14 protein-coding genes are annotated in these 16,454 nt (G+C 68.6%); 8 read left to right on the plus strand and 6 right to left on the minus strand.

The annotated features are described in order from the left end of the window. Positions 1 to 501, minus strand: a 501-nt coding sequence (locus tag A9X01_RS26340; RefSeq protein WP_155772302.1) for a class I SAM-dependent methyltransferase, incomplete at its 3' end; no start/stop codon positions are given. 81 nt (positions 502 to 582) lie between these two features. Between A9X01_RS26340 and A9X01_RS26345 the strand changes: the two genes are divergently transcribed. The 3 genes from A9X01_RS26345 (at position 583) to A9X01_RS31980 (ending at position 4,256) form a co-directional block, all read left to right on the plus strand. Further along, positions 583 to 1,233 carry a cation efflux transmembrane domain-containing protein gene (locus tag A9X01_RS26345; RefSeq protein ID WP_065123521.1) on the plus strand — a complete coding sequence of 217 codons (651 nt, stop codon included), beginning with the start codon at positions 583 to 585 and terminating at the stop codon, positions 1,231 to 1,233. A gap of 208 nt (positions 1,234 to 1,441) precedes the next feature. Beyond that, positions 1,442 to 2,836, plus strand: a complete 1,395-nt coding sequence (locus tag A9X01_RS26350; RefSeq protein WP_065123522.1) for a PPE family protein, SVP subgroup — start codon at positions 1,442 to 1,444, stop codon at positions 2,834 to 2,836. A 49-nt stretch (positions 2,837 to 2,885) separates the two neighbouring features. Next, entirely contained in the window at positions 2,886 to 4,256 is a 1,371-nt protein-coding gene (locus tag A9X01_RS31980) for a PPE family protein (RefSeq protein ID WP_065123523.1), read from the plus strand. A gap of 1 nt (position 4,257) precedes the next feature. Here A9X01_RS31980 and ctpC read toward each other — a convergent pair whose 3' ends face one another. The 4 genes from ctpC to A9X01_RS26375 all read right to left on the minus strand — a co-directional run bounded on the left by ctpC (position 4,258) and on the right by A9X01_RS26375 (position 9,027). After that, on the minus strand, positions 4,258 to 6,429 hold the full coding sequence (gene ctpC, locus A9X01_RS26360; protein ID WP_065123524.1) for a manganese-exporting P-type ATPase CtpC: 2,172 nt from the start codon (positions 6,427 to 6,429) through the stop codon (positions 4,258 to 4,260). 3 nt (positions 6,430 to 6,432) lie between these two features. After that, entirely contained in the window at positions 6,433 to 6,714 is a 282-nt protein-coding gene (locus tag A9X01_RS26365) for a DUF1490 family protein (RefSeq protein ID WP_065037332.1), read from the minus strand. A gap of 98 nt (positions 6,715 to 6,812) precedes the next feature. Further along, positions 6,813 to 7,487, minus strand: coding sequence for a TIGR03089 family protein (locus tag A9X01_RS26370; protein WP_065123531.1), 675 nt, complete (start codon positions 7,485 to 7,487; stop codon positions 6,813 to 6,815). Positions 7,488 to 7,536: 49 nt separating this feature from the next. Beyond that, positions 7,537 to 9,027: an LCP family protein gene (locus tag A9X01_RS26375; RefSeq protein WP_436405311.1), complete on the minus strand. Its 1,491-nt coding sequence runs from the start codon at positions 9,025 to 9,027 to the stop codon at positions 7,537 to 7,539. Between the two features lie 64 nt (positions 9,028 to 9,091). Between A9X01_RS26375 and rfbD the strand changes: the two genes are divergently transcribed. The 4 genes from rfbD to A9X01_RS32330 all read left to right on the plus strand — a co-directional run bounded on the left by rfbD (position 9,092) and on the right by A9X01_RS32330 (position 13,927). Then, positions 9,092 to 9,985: a dTDP-4-dehydrorhamnose reductase gene (gene rfbD / locus A9X01_RS26380; RefSeq protein ID WP_065123526.1), complete on the plus strand. Its 894-nt coding sequence runs from the start codon at positions 9,092 to 9,094 to the stop codon at positions 9,983 to 9,985. After that, complete coding sequence (locus tag A9X01_RS26385; protein WP_065123527.1) at positions 9,978 to 10,889, plus strand: glycosyltransferase family 2 protein; 912 nt, start codon at positions 9,978 to 9,980, stop codon at positions 10,887 to 10,889. The genes rfbD and A9X01_RS26385 overlap by 8 nt, the downstream gene beginning before the upstream one ends. Position 10,890: 1 nt before the next feature. Beyond that, positions 10,891 to 11,970, plus strand: a complete 1,080-nt coding sequence (gene manB / locus A9X01_RS26390; protein ID WP_065123532.1) for a mannose-1-phosphate guanylyltransferase — start codon at positions 10,891 to 10,893, stop codon at positions 11,968 to 11,970. Between the two features lie 391 nt (positions 11,971 to 12,361). Next, positions 12,362 to 13,927 carry a PE family protein gene (locus A9X01_RS32330; RefSeq protein WP_065123528.1) on the plus strand — a complete coding sequence of 522 codons (1,566 nt, stop codon included), beginning with the start codon at positions 12,362 to 12,364 and terminating at the stop codon, positions 13,925 to 13,927. On the opposite strand, the gene coaA is transcribed toward A9X01_RS32330, so the two are convergent. Then, positions 13,928 to 14,866: a type I pantothenate kinase gene (coaA, locus tag A9X01_RS26400; RefSeq protein ID WP_065123529.1), complete on the minus strand. Its 939-nt coding sequence runs from the start codon at positions 14,864 to 14,866 to the stop codon at positions 13,928 to 13,930. A gap of 134 nt (positions 14,867 to 15,000) precedes the next feature. On the opposite strand from coaA, the gene glyA reads away from it, so the two are divergent. After that, on the plus strand, positions 15,001 to 16,281 hold the full coding sequence (gene glyA, locus A9X01_RS26405; RefSeq protein WP_065123530.1) for a serine hydroxymethyltransferase: 1,281 nt from the start codon (positions 15,001 to 15,003) through the stop codon (positions 16,279 to 16,281). The last annotated feature ends 173 nt before the right edge of the window (positions 16,282 to 16,454 follow it).

Consider the following 16,454-nt stretch of genomic DNA (forward strand, 5'->3'; position numbering starts at 1 on the left):
CAGCGCCGACGGCCAGTCGTGGCGCAGATCGACCGGCACGGCCACCACGTCCGCAGCCGCGACAGCGCCCAGGGCCTCCAGCGTGCCGGCTTTGAAGTCCAGGACCTGCGGAACGTCGATTTCGAAGACCACCGTCCCGATCGTCCACGGCAGCCGGTAACCCCGGGCGTCGAGTCCGGAGGCCAGGATGACCGCCTGCCGAATCCCGGCCGCCTGGCTAGCGGTGAAGAAGTCGTCGATGTAGCGGGTGCGCGCGGCCTGCTGCTCGGTCATGCGTTGCATGCCCCACGGGGCATCGGGGAAGTCGACCTCGGCGGTATCCAGCTCGCCGTTGGCCCAGCGGGTGAAGAACTCGATCCCGACGGCGCGGACCAACGGTTCGGCGAACCGGTCATCGATCAGGGCCACTCGACTGGCCCGGGCGCGTCCGGCCGCGACCATGGTGGCCGTGGCGCCCACACTGGACGCCAGGTCCCAGGTGTCGTTGTCCGTGCGGGCCATCGTTTAGACACATTAACCAGCCATCGGCCGCGCCCACACTTGGTGCGCTGGGAATGTCGGTGACGCCGTTAGCATCGTGGGATGGAAATCGCGGCCCACTCCCACGCGCCGGTGACTCCGGTTGTGCGAGACGCCGACTGGCGGCGCAGTGCGCAGCTGGCCCGGCGGCTGGCGTGGGTCAGCCTGGCCGTGCTGCTGGTCGAGGGCGGCGTGGGCTTGTGGGAGGGCCTTACGGTCGGGTCCATCGCTCTGACCGGTTGGGCATTGGGCGGCGGGTCCGAGGGGCTGGCCAGCGCGATGGTGATCTGGCGGTTCAGTGGCGACCGCGTCCTGTCCGAGACGGCGGAGCGGCGCGCGCAGCGCGGTGTGGCGGTGTCGTTCTGGCTGGTGGCGCCGTATGTGGCCGCCGAGTCGATCCGTCACCTCTTCAGCGGCGAGCATGCCGAGACGTCGGTGGTAGGCATCGTGTTGACCTCGCTGGCGCTGGTGCTGATGCCGGTGCTGGGCCGGGCCAACCACCGGCTCGGTGCACGCCTGCGCTCGGATGCGACCAAAGGCGAAGGCACACAGAACTATCTGTGCGCCATCCAGGCGGCCGGAGTGCTACTCGGCTTGGCCGTCACTGCGGCCTGGCCCGGCGGATGGTGGATCGACCCGGTGATCGGGCTGGGTGTCGCGGGCGTCGCGGTCTGGCAGGGTGTGCGGGCCTGGCGCGGCCAGGAGTGCTGCTGAAGCCTAGAAGGCCTTGACTCTGCGCTGAGGGCGTCAGCCACTCGCACTTCTTCGCCCTGGACGCAGAGTCAGCGGCGACGGGCTTTGCCGGGCGTGTTTCGCGAGGGCGATGTACCGTGGGCACTTCGGTACGTGGTCGTCGGGTCGCAGCACCACGGGTGGACGATGACTTCATACCGGCCAAGGTGCTTCAAGGAGCAACGTAGCCATGGATTTTGGGAGCTATCCGCCAGAGGTCAACTCGGCCCGCATGTTTGCCGGTGCCGGATCAGGACCGTTGCTGGCCGCGGCCGAGGCGTGGGCTGCGCTCGCCGCGGGACTGCAGTCGGCGGCGAGTTCGTACCAAGCGGCGGTATCGGCATTGACCGCCGGCCCCTGGTTGGGCCCGTCGTCGGCGTCGATGAGCGCTGCGGCCGCGTCGTATGCCGTGTGGCTGCGAGCCACCGCCGCACAGGCGGAAGAAACTTCCGCTCAGGCCAAAGCTGCTGCGGCCGCCTACCAAACCGCGTTCTCGGCGACTGTTCCACCACCGATGGTGGCGGCCAACCGCACTCAGCTGATGACCCTGATCGCGACCAATGTGTTCGGAATCAACACCCAGGCGATTGCTGCCACCGAAGCACAGTACGCGGAGATGTGGGCCCAGGACGCGGCCGCGATGTACAGCTACGCGGCCTCGTCAGCCGCGGCCACGGCGCTGACGCCGTTCAATCCACCTCAGCAGAACACCAACCCGGAAGGCTTAGCCAACCAAGCCGCCGCCGCCGAAGCCACCATCGCGCAGAGCAGCGTTCAGCGTGCCCTCGCCGAGGTGCCCAGTGCGCTGCAGAGCGCGGCGAGTCCGGCGGCGGCCGCGGAGGACCCACTGCTCCTGATAGGTTTGCTGGCCGACCTGTCCGCCATCACCTTCGGTGTATCAGCGGCCGTCGCTACCTTGGGTATCGGTGTGCCTGCCGCTGTGCTCGGGGTGGTGAACTTTCCGGTGGCCGTCTATGGCACCTTGTTGGGTCTTCACACAGACGAAATCATCAGCGGCTGGAATGGTGTGGAACCCTTCCCGAGCACGGAGCCGGCACCGGTCAAGCCGTTTCCGGCGCCGCTGCTCAACCTGCCGGAGGGGACGGTGCCACGCCCGAGGCTGTCGGCCGGTCTGGGTGAGGCGAACACCGTCGGGGCCCTATCCGTGCCGCCGACGTGGACCGTCGCGACCCCGGCGGTGCGCCCCGTCTCCTACACGCTGCCGGCGTTGAGTGAAACCGCGGCCAAGGCCGCCGCCGCGCCGGCGGCGGAAATCAGCTCGGGCACCCTCAGCCAGATGGCACTTGCGGGCCTGGCCGGTCGGGCCATGGGCGGGGTGGTAGGGACGGGCGGCAAGGCGGCCAAGAAAGCAGGCGCGCCCGCTCGCGCCCGAACCGCCGCTGCCGCCGGTGGCAATGTCAAGGCCGGCGAAGACGGCGAGGCGCCCAGCGACAAGCCTGACAAGCCTCGGGCTGTGGTCACCGGAGTCGCGGCCGAGTTGCGCGAATTCGCCAAGCTCCGCGACGAGGGGATTTTGACAGACGAGGAATACACCGAGCAGAAGAATCGCCTGCTCGGTCGCTGAACTCCCGTCTGACCAAAGCAGCGGCTATCGAGAAAAGGTATGCGCAGGGGTGGATTTCGGGATTTATCCGCCGGAGATCAACTCCGGTCGGATGTACACCGGACCGGGACCGGGGCCGATGCTGGCCGCTGCGCAGGCCTGGGACAGCTTGGCCGATGAGCTGTATACCGCGATCTCTGGATATCAGTCGGCGGTGTCCGAACTCACCGAAGGGGCGTGGTCCGGTCCGTCGTCCGCGGCGATGAGCGCAGCGGCCGGGTCGTATATGGAATGGCTGAGCGCCAGCGCCACACGGGCCCAGCAAACCGCGTCCCAAGCATGGGCCGCCGTCGCCGCCTACGAGGCGGCGTTTGCAGCCACGGTGCCGCCACCGGAGATCGCCGCCAACCGCAGCCTGCTGGCCGCGCTGGTGGCGACGAATTTTCTGGGACAGAACACACCGGCGATCGCGGCCACCGAGGCCCTCTACGCCGAGATGTGGGTGCAGGACAGCCTGGCGATGTACAACTACGCAGCTTCGTCGGCTGCCGCGGCCGTGCTGACGCCGTTTTCCTCGCCGGACCCGAACACCGACCCGGGCGGGATGGCCGGCCAAGCTGCCGCGATCGACCAGATCGGCGCCTTCGCCGGCAACGTGCAAGATGCCATATCGGTTGTGCCGCAGGCGTTGTCCGCAATGGCGGTACCGACCCAGTTCGAAGAGTTCGAACTTCTGCTCAGCCTGCTCGGGCTCCTTTTCTTTGCACCGACCGACGCACTCTCCCTTTTCGTTGCCGTACCGGCAGACGTGGTCGGCTCATTCGGGGATTTTCCTCTCGCCGCGTTCACCACCATTTCGAGTGTCGATGACGATGAGACTTTCAGCGGCTGGAACGGGTCCGAGACCTACCCCGGTACCGGGCCGGCGCCCGTGCGGCCTTTTCTGCCGCGTCTTCTGGGCTTACCGCCTGGTGGGCTTCCGGCGCCGACCATGACAGCGGCCTTCGGGGGGGCGAACACGATCGGAACATTGAGGGTGCCGCCGAGCTGGACCCAAATCGCTGATGACGCAATCGAAATCCGCCCGACCGCACTGACCACACCACTGCCGGGCACGAACGCGGCAGCGGGACCGGCAGCGGTATCAGGCGCCGCAAACGCGTTGAACCAGATGGGAACTGCCGCAATGGCCGGACAGGCGATGGCCGGCCCGCCGGCTGCCGCGAACGGCGAGGGGAACGCCAAGCCTGCGTGGCTCACCGGTCGCAACGAGGACGCGCCAGACGATGACGTCGACGTCGTACCCGCGCCAAGGACGGTGATGACTGGCGTCGCCGCCGCTATCCGCGACCTCGCCGAACAGCGTGCCGCCGGCCTGCTGAGCGAACAGGAATACGCCGAGCAGAAGAAGATGCTGCTCGAGATCTCGTTCGGCGAGTAGCTCAGTCCAGCCGGTAGCGGATCAGCCGCGAGCTGTTGGCCACCACGGCCACCGACGACGCGTTGTGCAGGATCGCGGCCAGCACCGGTGACAGCGCGCCGCCCGCACCGATGAGCAGCCCGGCGGCATTCACCGCGATTGACATGCCGTAGTTCTGCCGGATGACGTCTACGGCGCGGGACCCGAGGTCACGCACTTCGAGCAGGCGGTAGAGGTTGTCGTTGGCCAGCGCGACGTCGGCGGTCTCGACGGCGACATCGGTACCGGCCAGGCCCATCGCGATGCCGATGTCGGCGGCCGCCAGCGCCGGCGCGTCGTTGATGCCGTCGCCCACCATCCCAACGACGTAGCCCTCCTCCTGCAGCCCGCGCACCACCTCGAGCTTGTCCTCGGGCATCACCTCGGCGCGCCATTCGTCGATGCCCAGCTCGTCGGCGACCACCTGCGCGATGTCCGGATGATCCCCGGTCAGCATGACGATGCGGCGAACGCCATTGGCGCGCAACCGGTTCAGCACCTCGGCCGCTTCGGGGCGCACCTCGTCGCGCAGGCTGATCAGGCCCACCAGCTTGCCGTCCACGGCCAGCAGCAGCGGCGTCTCGGCCTGGGCGCGCAGCTTGGCGACCCACTCGGCCGCCTTCCTGGACACCTTGACCGTCTCGGCCCGCAACAGACCCGGACTGCCCAGCAGCAGGGTGCGGCCGTCGGCCCAGGTGCGCATGCCCAGCCCCACCAGCACCTCGCACTCCTCGTGCGGCGGGATGCTGATGTGGCGCTCCTCGGTCGAGCGGATGACCGCCTCGGCCAGCGGGTGCCGGGAGTGGATCTCCGAGCTCGCGGCATAGGCCAGCACCTGCTCGGGCTCCCAATCCTTGTGCAGCGAAACGATATTGGTGACCACCGGGCGTCCGACCGTCAACGTCCCGGTTTTGTCGAACACGATCGCGTCCACCTGGCCGGCCTGCTCGAGGTGGGAGCCGCCCTTGATCAGGATGCCGCGGCGCGCGCCGTTGCCGATCGCGGCGCTGATGGCCGTCGGGGTGGACAGCCCGACCGCGCACGGGCAGGCGATCAGCAGCATCGTCATCGCGCGCCGGACGTCGCCGGTGATCAGCAAGGTGACGGCCGAGACGATGAACGAGGTCGGCACGAAGCGGCGCGAGAAGTTCTCCCCGACGGTCTGGATCGGCGCCCGATCGTGTTGCGCCTCTTCGACCCTGGAGATGATGCGGCCGATGGCAGTCTCGTTGCCGACCGCCTCGGCGCGCACCACCAGCCGTCCGCGCACCACCACCGAACCGGCGTGCACGTGTGTCCCGGTGGTGACGCTGACCGGCAGGTTCTCGCCGGTGATCGCGGATTGGTTGACCACCGCCTCGCCGTCGACCACCTCGCCGTCGACCGGGATCGCGACGTGGTCGTGCACCACCACCTCGTCGCCGATCTGTACGGAGTCGATGGGGACCTGCACCTCGGTGCCGTCGGCCAGGCGTATCCACGCCGTGTCCTGGTTGCCGCGCAACAACTCCGAGATGGCCCGCCGGGTGCGGCGCAGCGTCAGATCCTGCAGGTACTCACCGATATTGAGCAGCCACAGCACGGTGAGCGCGACGACGTTCTCGCGCAGGATCAGGCTTGCCACCGTCGCCGCCGACACCAGCGCGTCGGTGCCCAGCTTGCCCGACCCGACCGAGCGCAACGCACCGCGCAGGAACGGGTAGCCGGTGAAGATGGTGACGCCGGTGGCCACCACCCGGCCACTCGGGCCCAGCAGGGGTGGGCGGGCGAAAACGTAGCGGCGCACGCCCAGCAGCACCAGCGCGGCGCCGCCGATCACCATGCGCAACACGTCGCTGTTGCGGATCTCCGAGGAATGCGGGTCGCGGGCCGGGATCAGTTCGGCGGCAACGTGGGCGGCGTCGCTGATCGCCGCCAGCACCGCCTCGCGGTCACAGCGGAGCGGGGAATACCAGACCACCACCGAACCGGTGCGCGGGTAGGCGTGCACGACGCGCACGCCGTTCTGTTTGGCCACGGCTTCCTCGACGGCGACGGCGCGGCGCGAGTCCGCACGAACCCAGTCGACGCGCACCCGCATCCGGCCGGCGGCGTCCGAAATCACCTCGAGGGCAGGGTCCGTCGGTTCGAGGTCAGGAACCAGCGCGAGTGCCATGGCTCAGTGATCGTGATCGTGGACGTCACCGACCGCCGGGGTGGGTGCCTCCTCACCGATCCGTTCCCGCGCCTCGGCCATCACGTCGGCGATCTTCAGGCGGGCGGATTCCGCGGCCACCTCGGCCTTGCGGGTGCCGCGCAGGCCCAGTTCGGCGCTCTTGACCGCCGTCTCGTGCAGCGGCGCCTTCTTGGCGGCTTTCTTCAGCACTTCGTAGGCGGTCACCCCGGCCAAACCGGTGATCACCGTCGAAGCTGCCTTCGCCAAGAGCACTTGCACCGCCATTGCACGAACCTTTCTCTGTGATGTGTCGTGCCTTCGAAGCTAACATCGAAATATAGCGATATCAATATGTATCGGCGGACGAGGAGGATTGCGGTCGGTCAGAGCACCCGCGTGACCTTCTCCATCTCGATGCGCCGGCGCAGGGTCGCGGCATCGGGATTGGCCACCTGAACCAGCGATCCGCCGACCGACAGGATCGCCAGCAGCCCGTCCACCAGTTGCTCGGGACGTTCCCAGGTTGCGGTGGACAGCACCCGGTCGGACGAGTTCAGGCCCTGCTTCGCGGCGGATTGCGCACAGGCGGCCAGCAGTTGGGCCGGTGACTGGCCATCCAGCGCCGGACCGGGCTGCGGCTCGGGAACGATCTGGTCGCCGTGCACCCGCACGGCCGTTGCGTAGTCGGTGACGCCGAGTGGCAGGTCGGCGACCGGCCGCCCGAACGGATCGAGCGAGAGCACGGCAACCTCACCGCCGGCCACCGCGTCGTCTGCTTCGTCCAAGCGGTCGACGGTGCACAACGCGATGTCGGCTGGCCCGTCCAACACCGCCTCGGCCCCGATCCACCACACCCCGAACAGCACCGCCGCCGTCTGCCAATGCGCGGGCAGCAGGACCGCTATCCGGCTAGCCGGGCCGGCACCCACCTCGTCGCGTAGCAGGTTGGCGGTTTTGGCCGCCCAGTTGGCCAGCGTCACCGCCGAGAGTTCGATGCGCTCGCCGGTGGCGTCGTCGTAATAGGTGATGCGCGGGCCGACCGGGTCGGCGCGCAGCATCGGGTCCAGGATCCCGGCGCTGAGTGTGGTCAGTGGTTGCACTGAATGGTCAGTTTATGCACTCGGGGTTCTCCGAGCCCGCGGTGAGGATCGGCGACGGCGCCGGGACGGTGCTGCCGTTCGGCGAGCCCGCATTGGTGACGCGGGCCTGTTGGGTGATGGTCCCGCCGTCCAGTCCCGAGCCCGGGCCGGTGTAGTCGTTCGCCAGGACCACCCGGACCGTGCCGGGCGGCAGCGACGCGTCGGCGACGATGGGCAGACCGCCGAGTTGCTTGGCGACCTGCTGGGCGCCCAGGTCGTCGGTCTTGGCCGCGCGCACCTGGCTGTTCTTGACGTGCCCGCCGTCGTTGTTGCCGACGGTGCCAGGGGTGAAGCCTTTGGAGCTCAACACGTCCGACACCGCGGAGGCCAGCCCGTTGATGTCGGTGTCGTTGACGACGTGGGCAGTGGTCTTGGCCGGCGTGTAGGCCAGCTCCTCGGTCTTACCTTCGTCCTGTTCGTGCAGCAGGCCGGCGACCCAGTCCTGGACCTGATGTGGGTCCACCCGAACCACGCTCTGCATTCCGTCGTCGCTCCAGCCGGCGCCGTCGAGCACCGGGATGGTCGCGAATGCGACGTTGCCGCCGGTCAGCTTGGAAACCTGCTGGACGAAATCCATGATGTCCCAACCCGAGGACAGCACCACCGAACGTTGCACGGCCTGTTCCAGCCGCTTCATCGTGGCGGGACTGGACAGCGTCTTGCCGGAGATGACCCGGTGGGCGAGTGAGGCCATCACCGCCTGCTGCCGCACCACCCGGTCCAGGTCGCCGCGCGGCAGCTCGTGCCGCTGGCGCACGAAGCTCAAGGCCTGCGGCCCGTTGAGTCGCTGTCGGCCGGCGGGGAAGTCGGCACCCGAAAGAGGTTCGTAGACCGCGTCTTTGAGGCATACCTCAACGCCGCCGAGTGCGTCGGCGATCAGCGCGAAACCGAGCAGGCCGATCTCGGCGTAGTGGTCCACGGTGACGCCGGTGAGGTCGGCGACCGTCTTGATCAGTGCTTCCCGCCCAGCTTCGGTGCCTGCCGCGGCGGCTTCGGTGGCCGATGCGCCGGCCTGCACGAGGTTTACCCGCTTGGTCTCGCGTGTCTGGCCGTAGACGCCGTTGATCTTGGTCTTGCCCAGATTCGGTGCCTGAACATAGGAGTCGCGTGGGATGGAGATCGCGGTGGCCGACTTCCCGTTGTTCGGGATGCGGATCAGGATGATGGTGTCGGTGTTGGTGGCTTCCTCGTCGCCGGCTCGCAACGACGCCAACTCCTCGGCCGAGAGCGGGTTGCCGTGCGCGTCGGTCCGGCTGTCCAGGCCGACCAGCAGGATGTCGATCGCGCCGTCGTCGCCGCCGTGCCCCAGCGAGGGCGCGGACATGTGAAAGATGCCGTCTTCGAACGACCGCACGTTGCTCCAGGCCACCCCGGTGCCGAGCACGACCGCGATCGCCAGCGTCCCCGATAACAGGCGAATCACATGAGAAACACGAGCCACACTTTGCGCAGGCATCACTGTAGGCTACTTGTGCAACAGCCGCTTTCCGGGTAGCTCGGCTCGGCGTGCCAGACTCGAACACATGTCAGGAAGGCTCGTGGTCACCGGCGCCGGCGGGCAGCTGGGCAGCCTGGTGACGGCGCGTGCGCAGCGTGCGGGCCGGGAAGTGCTGGCCAGAACGTCGTCGGAATGGGATATCACCGACCCCGACGCGGCGGCGAGCCACATCCAGAGCGGCGACGTGGTGATCAATTGCGCCGCCTACACCAACGTCGACGGCGCCGAAAGCGACGAGGCCGGCGCCTACGCCGTCAACGCCACCGGCCCGGAGATCCTGGCGCGCACCTGCGCGGCCGCCGGTGCGCGGCTGGTCCACATCTCGACCGACTACGTCTTCAACGGCGATTTCGGCAACGGCCAGCCCCGCCCGTATGAGCCCGGCGACCCTACCGGCCCACAGAGCGTCTACGCCCGCAGCAAGCTGGCCGGCGAACAGGCCGTGTTCGGGGCCTCCCCGGAGGCCGTGGTGGTGCGTACCGCCTGGGTCTACACCGGCGGGCTGGACAGGAGCGACTTCGTCGCGGTGATGCAGCGGCTGGCCGGTGGTGACGGCCCGATCAAGGTGGTCGACGACCAGGTCGGCTCGCCCACCTACGCCGACGACCTGGCCGTCGCGTTGCTGGAGCTGGCCGACAGCGGGCTGCGGGGGCGCCTGCTGCACGCCGCCAACGAGGGCGTGGTCTCCCGGTTCGAGCAGGCCCGCGCGGTGTTCGAAGAAAGCGGCGCCGATCCGCACCGCGTGCAGCCGTGCACCAGCGACGAGTTTCCGCGGCCGGCGGTGCGCCCGCCGTACTCGGCGTTGTCCGGCCTGGAGTGGGCCGCGGCGGGCCTGACACCGTTGCGGCCGTGGCGCAATGCGCTCGTTGCGGCACTGACAACGGCTTCGAATCGACCGCTACCCTCTATGCGTGACTGACGTTCTGCCGGTCGTGGCCGTGACCTACTCGCCGGGACCGCACTTGGAGCGGTTTCTGGCGTCGTTGTCGCTGGCCACCGAACGGCCGGTGCACGTGCTGCTGGCCGACAACGGATCCACCGACGGCACACCGGAGGCGGCCGTCGAGCGCTACCCCAACGTGCGGCTGCTGCCCACCGGCGCCAACCTGGGCTATGGCACCGCTGTCAACCGCACCGTCGCCGTGCTCGATCAGCAGGACGAACCCTATGTCGACGAGTGGGTCATCGTGGCCAACCCGGACGTGCAGTGGGGCCCGGGCAGCATCGACGCCCTGTTGGACGCCGCCAGTCGGTGGCCGCGCGCGGGCGCGCTGGGCCCGCTGATCCGCGACCCCGACGGGTCGGTGTACCCGTCGGCCCGGCACCTGCCCAGCCTGATCCGCGGCGGCATGCACGCGGTGCTCGGACCGGTCTGGCCGCGCAATCGATGGACCCGGGCCTACCGCCAGGAGCACCTGGAACCCAGTGAACGGCCGGTGGGCTGGCTGTCCGGGTCGTGCCTGCTGGTGCGCCGATCGGCGTTCGAGCAGATCGGCGGCTTCGACGAGCGCTACTTCATGTATATGGAAGACGTCGACCTGGGCGACCGACTCGGCAAGGCGGGCTGGCTGTCGGTCTACGTGCCCACGGCCGAGGTGCTACACCACAAGGGCCACTCCACCGGAAGCGATCCGGCGCGGCATCTGGCCGCCCACCACCGCAGTACCTATATCTTCTTGGCGGATCGGCATTCCGGATGGTGGCGGGCGCCGCTGCGCTGGACACTGCGGGGATCGCTCGCGGTGCGTTCCCGGGTGATGGTCCGCAATGCCGTGCGCAGATCCCGCAGGGTACGGCCAAATGTGGCAGAAGGGCGGCGTTGAGATGGCAACTCATCCGGTCGATGCGGTTGTCCTGGTCGGCGGCAAGGGCACCCGGTTGCGGCCCCTGACGCTGTCCGCGCCCAAGCCCATGTTGCCGACCGCCGGGCTGCCCTTCCTCACCCATCTGCTGTCGCGGATCGCCGCCGCCGGCATCGAGCACGTGGTGCTGGGCACCTCTTATCGGGCTGAGGTGTTCGAGGCGGAGTTCGGTGACGGGTCCAAGCTCGGTCTGCAGATCGAGTATGTGACCGAAGAGAACCCGCTGGGCACCGGCGGCGGCATCGCCAATGTCGCCGGCAAGCTGCGCCACGACACGGTGATGGTCTTCAACGGGGACGTCCTTTCCGGCGCCGACCTGGGCGAACTGCTGCAATTCCACGCCGACCACCGGGCCGACGTGACGCTGCATCTGGTGCGGGTGGGTGATCCGCGCGCGTTCGGCTGCGTGCCCACCGACAGCGAGGGCCGGGTCACCGCCTTTTTGGAGAAGACCCAGGACCCGCCGACCGACCAGATCAACGCCGGCTGCTACGTCTTTCAGCGCGACATCATCGACCGGATACCCCGTGGCCGTGAGGTCTCGGTGGAACGCGAGGTGTTCCCGTCGCTGCTGTCGGCCGCCGACGTCAAGGTGTGCGGCTATGTGGACGCGACGTACTGGCGCGACATGGGCACCCCGGAGGACTTCGTGCGTGGCTCGGCCGACCTGGTGCGCGGGATCGCGCCCTCGCCGGCGCTGCAGGGCCAGCGCGGCGAGAAGCTGGTGCACGACGGCGCGGCTGTGTCGCCGGGCGCGCTGTTGATCGGCGGCACGGTGGTCGGACGGGGCGCGGAGATCGGTGCCGGCGCGCGGCTGGATGGAGCGGTCATCTTCGACGGGGTCAAGGTGGAAGCGGGGAGCGTGATCGAGCGGTCGATCATCGGCTTCGGCGTGCGGATCGGCCCAAGGGCACTGATCCGCGACGGCGTGATCGGCGACGGCGCCGATATCGGTGCGCGATGCGAGTTGTTGCGCGGAGCCCGGGTGTGGCCGGGCGTCGCGATTCCCGACGGCGGGATCCGGTACTCCTCCGACGTGTAGTCGGATCGCGCCGGGGTGGCGCGAGCAGACGCGAAAGCCCCCAAATTCGGCACGAATCAGGGGCTTTCGCGTCTGCTCGCGCAACTAAACCCAAGGACCTCGGCGCATCATTTCGAACCACTGACAGCAAAGAGTCTCGACTGGTGCAACCTCGGCGCGTAAGCCGCCGAGCGCCGGAGGAAACCCTGAGGCGTGCCAGGATCAGTCGGCATCCGCAGAGGTGATGTGGGTGGAAATTAGAATTTGAAGCGTATGCGGCAGATATGAACTGCTTTTGTGTTTTGATTGCAAAGCTCGCACAACTCGATCCGTAGCGAATCGCGGCGCCGATCCTTCGACGGTCATTTTCGTATACGTAACTAGCGCTGAATGGCTTGATGGAGGGACGAAAATGTCGTACCTGCTGGCGGTTCCCGAATCGTTGACGTCGGCGGCGTCGGACGTGGCGGGCATTGGCTCAACGGTAGATGCGGTCACTGCGGCGGCCGTGGCCCAGACCACCGGGTTGTTGGCCGCTGCTGAAGATGAGGTGTCGCTGGCGCTGGCATCGCTGTTCAGCTTGCACGGGCGGGGCTTTCAGGAGGTCAGCGCGCACGCGGCGGTGTATCACAACCAGTTCGTGCAAGCGTTGAGTGGTTCGGGGAGCGTTTTTGCGCTGGCCGAGGCGGCCAATGCGCCGACGTTGCAGACCATCGCCGACGACATTCTCGCGGTGATCAATGCGCCCACCAACCTGTTGCTGGGGATTCCGCTGATCGGCAACGGCACCGACGGTGTGGCCGGGACCGGACAGAACGGTGGGCCGGGCGGATTGTTGTGGGGCAACGGCGGTAACGGCGGGTCGGGCTCGACTGGGCTGCCAGGCGGACGCGGCGGCAACGCCTTTTTGTTCGGCAACGGTGGCCAGGGCGGCGCCGGCGGCACTGGTGTCACCGGCAGCACGGGCTCGGCGACCGGGGCCACCGCGGGTGGCGTCGGGGGCAACGGCACGGCCGGCGGGGCCGGCGGCAATGGGGGCCTGTTCCTCGGAAACGGTGGGGCCGGCGGCAACGCGGGCCTGCTCTTCGGGTCCGGCGGGTCCGGCGGTTCGGGTGGGTTCGGTCAAGGCGGTGGCGGCGCGGGCGGAGCGGGCGGCAACGCCGCCCAGCTGTTGGGTTCCGGCGGTGCGGGCGGGGTAGGCGGCGCCGCGACTGCCGCCGGGGCTGTCGGTGGAGTGGGCGGGGCCGGCGGCAAGTCGGGGCTGCTCGGCAATGCCGGCAACGGCGGCAGCGGCGGCACCAGCGCGGGCGCAGGCGGCACTGGAGGTGCCGGCGGGACCGGCGGCAACGCCGTGGGGATCGGTAACGGCGGCAATGGCGGCAACGGCGGCACCGGCGCAACCGCGGGCGCCACCGGCGCGGGCGGCATCAGCGGGCTGTTGCTGGGTTTGGACGGTTCCAACGCACCGGTCAGCACCGACCCGCTCCACACCCTGCAGCAACAGGCTCTCAACGCGGTCAACGCCCCCATTCAAGCCGCGACCGGGCGCCCGCTGATCGGCAACGGCGCCAATGGGGCGCCGGGCACCGGAGCACCCGGCGGGGATGGCGGGTGGCTGTTCGGCAATGGCGGCGCCGGCGGGTCCGGCGGCGGCGGTGCGCAGGGTGGCACCGGTCCCAGCGGCGCCGGCTCCAATGGCAACGGCGGTTCCGGCGGTGACGGTGGCCACGGTGCTACCGGCGGTTGGCTGTACGGCAACGGCGGCTCGGGTGGCAACGCCGGAGCCGGCGGCCTCAGCGGTGGGGTCGGCGCTGTCGCCGGGGCGGGCGGCACCGGTGGGATCGGCGGCAACGCGCAGCTGATCGGCGACGGCGGCAACGGCGGCAACGGGGGAACGGGCGCCCCCGCCGGAAAGGGCGGCGTAGGCGGCACCAGAGGGTTGCTGTTCGGCATCGACGGAACGAACGGGACGCCCTAGCTACAGCTTGCGCAGCCTCAGCCGGTTGATGGAGTGATCGGCGTCCTTGCGCAGCACCAGGGTTGCCCGGGGCCGGGTCGGCAGGATGTTCTCCACTAGATTTGGCCGGTTGATCGACCGCCAGATCTCCTTTGCGGCGACCACGGCCTGCGGGTCCGACAACGCCGAATAGTGGTGGAAGTGCGACTCAGGGTTGGCAAACGCGGTGCTGCGCATCGCGAGGAACCGCGACACATACCACTGTTCGATGTCCTCGATCCGTGCGTCCACATACAACGAGAAGTCGAACAGGTCCGACACCATCAGTGTCGGCCCGGTCTGCAGCACGTTCAGGCCTTCCAGAATCAGGATGTCCGGATGGCGGACCACGTGCTTGGCGCCGGGAATGATGTCGTAGCGCAAATGTGAATACACCGGCGCGCATGCGTATTCGGAACCCGATTTCACCGACGTGACGAAGCGCATCAGCGCCCGGCGGTTGTAGCTCTCGGGAAAACCCTTGCGGTGCATCAGGTTTCGTCGATCGAGTTCGGCGTTGGGATACAGGAAACCATCTGTGGTCACCAGGTCCACCCGCGGGTGGTGATCCCAGCGCGCCAGCAGCGCCTGCAGCACACGCGCGGTGGTGGATTTGCCTACCGCCACGCTGCCGGCCACTCCGATGATGAACGGCACCGGCCGGTCCGGATTCTGCTGTGGCTCACCGAGGAATTCCGCGGTGGCGGCGAACAGCCGCTGCCGGGCGGCGACCTGCAGGTGAATGAGCCGGGCCAGCGGCAGGTACACCTCTTCGACCTCTAGGAGGTCGATTTGCTCGCCGAGACCACGAAGCCCGATCAGCTCCTCTTCAGTGAGGGCCAACGGCGTCGCCATACGCAGCGCACGCCATTGCTTCCGGTCGAACTCCACATAAGGGCTCGGCTCGCTCGGCCGTGGCATTGTGTCAGTCTTGCAGGAACGCGAGCGGGCCTTAAACCGGGGCTGGCCAAAACGCGATTCCGCTGTGCAGCGGCATGCTCGATAGACTGACGCGCGTGACTGCTGCACCCGATGCCCGTGTTTCTTCCAGTGTGATGTCCGCCCCACTCGCCGAGGTCGACCCCGATATCGCCGAGCTGCTGGGCAAGGAACTCGGGCGTCAACGCGACACCCTCGAGATGATCGCGTCGGAGAATTTCGTACCGCGCTCGGTGCTGCAGGCCCAGGGCAGTGTGCTGACCAACAAGTACGCCGAGGGCCTGCCGGGCCGGCGCTACTACGGCGGTTGCGAGTTCGTCGACGTGGTCGAGAACATCGCCCGAGACCGGGCCAAGGCGCTGTTCGGCGCCGACTTTGCCAATGTGCAGCCACATTCAGGAGCCCAGGCCAATGCCGCGGTGCTGCACGCGCTGATGTCGCCCGGCGAGCGTCTGCTGGGCCTGGATCTGGCCAACGGCGGCCACCTGACGCACGGCATGCGGCTGAACTTCTCCGGGAAGTTGTATGAGAACGGCTTCTACGGCGTGGACCCGACGACGCACCTGGTGGACATGGACGTGGTGCGGGCGCAGGCACTCGAATTCCGTCCGCAGGTGATCATCGCCGGCTGGTCGGCGTACCCGCGGGTCCTTGACTTCGCCGCGTTCCGCTCGATCGCCGACGAGGTCGGCGCCAAGCTGTGGGTCGACATGGCGCACTTCGCGGGCCTGGTGGCCGCGGGCCTGCACCCGTCGCCGGTGCCGCACGCCGATGTGGTGTCCACCACCATCCACAAGACCCTGGGCGGGGGCCGCTCCGGGATGATCATGGGCAAGCAGGAATACGCCAAGGCCATCAACTCGGCGGTATTCCCCGGCCAGCAGGGCGGACCGCTGATGCACGTCATCGCGGGCAAGGCCGTCGCGCTGAAGATCGCCGGCACCCCGGAATTCGCGGAGCGTCAGGAGCGGACCCTGTCCGGCGCCCGGATCCTGGCCGACCGGCTGCTGGCCGACGATGTGGCCAAGGCGGGAGTGTCGGTGGTCAGCGGCGGCACCGACGTGCACCTGGTGCTGGTCGACCTGCGCAACTCGCCGCTGGACGGCCAGGCCGCCGAGGACCTACTGCACGAGGTCGGGATCACCGTCAACCGCAACGCCGTGCCGAATGACCCCCGGCCCCCGATGGTCACCTCGGGGCTGCGGATCGGAACCCCGGCCCTGGCCACCCGCGGCTTCGGCGACGCAGAGTTCACCGAAGTGGCCGACATCATCGCGACCGCACTGGCGGACGGCAGCTCGGCCGACATCTCCGGCCTGAGGGACCGGGTGACGCGGCTGGCCAGGGAATTCCCGCTGTACGAGGGCCTGGAGGACTGGAGCCTCGTCGGCCGCTAGCCCGTGCGGGCGGCACTCAGGAGCGCCGGGGCACCAAGGAGCGCCGGGGGGGCACCAAGGGGGCGCGAGCAGACACGAAAGCCCCTCGTTTCGGCACGAAACGGTCGGTGTCAAGCTGCTTGGAGTCGTTCGGAGTCGGGGAGGTTGATGCCAACGGTGTCGGCGGGGCTTGG

It is taken from the genome of Mycobacterium asiaticum (assembly GCF_001668675.1).
In the GTDB taxonomy this organism is placed as follows: domain Bacteria; phylum Actinomycetota; class Actinomycetes; order Mycobacteriales; family Mycobacteriaceae; genus Mycobacterium; species Mycobacterium asiaticum_D.

Excerpts from the sequence above, each read along its gene's own strand:
- A9X01_RS26345 (WP_065123521.1), top strand. The coding sequence starts at position 583 with ATGGAAATCGCGGCCCACTCCCACGCGCCGGTGACTCCGGTTGTGCGA.
- A9X01_RS26350 (WP_065123522.1), top strand. The coding sequence starts at position 1,442 with ATGGATTTTGGGAGCTATCCGCCAGAGGTCAACTCGGCCCGCATGTTT.
- ctpC (WP_065123524.1), bottom strand. The coding sequence starts at position 6,429 with ATGGCACTCGCGCTGGTTCCTGACCTCGAACCGACGGACCCTGCCCTC.
- A9X01_RS26365 (WP_065037332.1), bottom strand. The coding sequence starts at position 6,714 with ATGGCGGTGCAAGTGCTCTTGGCGAAGGCAGCTTCGACGGTGATCACC.
- A9X01_RS26370 (WP_065123531.1), bottom strand. The coding sequence starts at position 7,487 with ATGCTGCGCGCCGACCCGGTCGGCCCGCGCATCACCTATTACGACGAC.
- rfbD (WP_065123526.1), top strand. The coding sequence starts at position 9,092 with ATGTCAGGAAGGCTCGTGGTCACCGGCGCCGGCGGGCAGCTGGGCAGC.
- manB (WP_065123532.1), top strand. The coding sequence starts at position 10,891 with ATGGCAACTCATCCGGTCGATGCGGTTGTCCTGGTCGGCGGCAAGGGC.
- A9X01_RS32330 (WP_065123528.1), top strand. The coding sequence starts at position 12,362 with ATGTCGTACCTGCTGGCGGTTCCCGAATCGTTGACGTCGGCGGCGTCG.
- coaA (WP_065123529.1), bottom strand. The coding sequence starts at position 14,866 with ATGCCACGGCCGAGCGAGCCGAGCCCTTATGTGGAGTTCGACCGGAAG.
- glyA (WP_065123530.1), top strand. The coding sequence starts at position 15,001 with ATGTCCGCCCCACTCGCCGAGGTCGACCCCGATATCGCCGAGCTGCTG.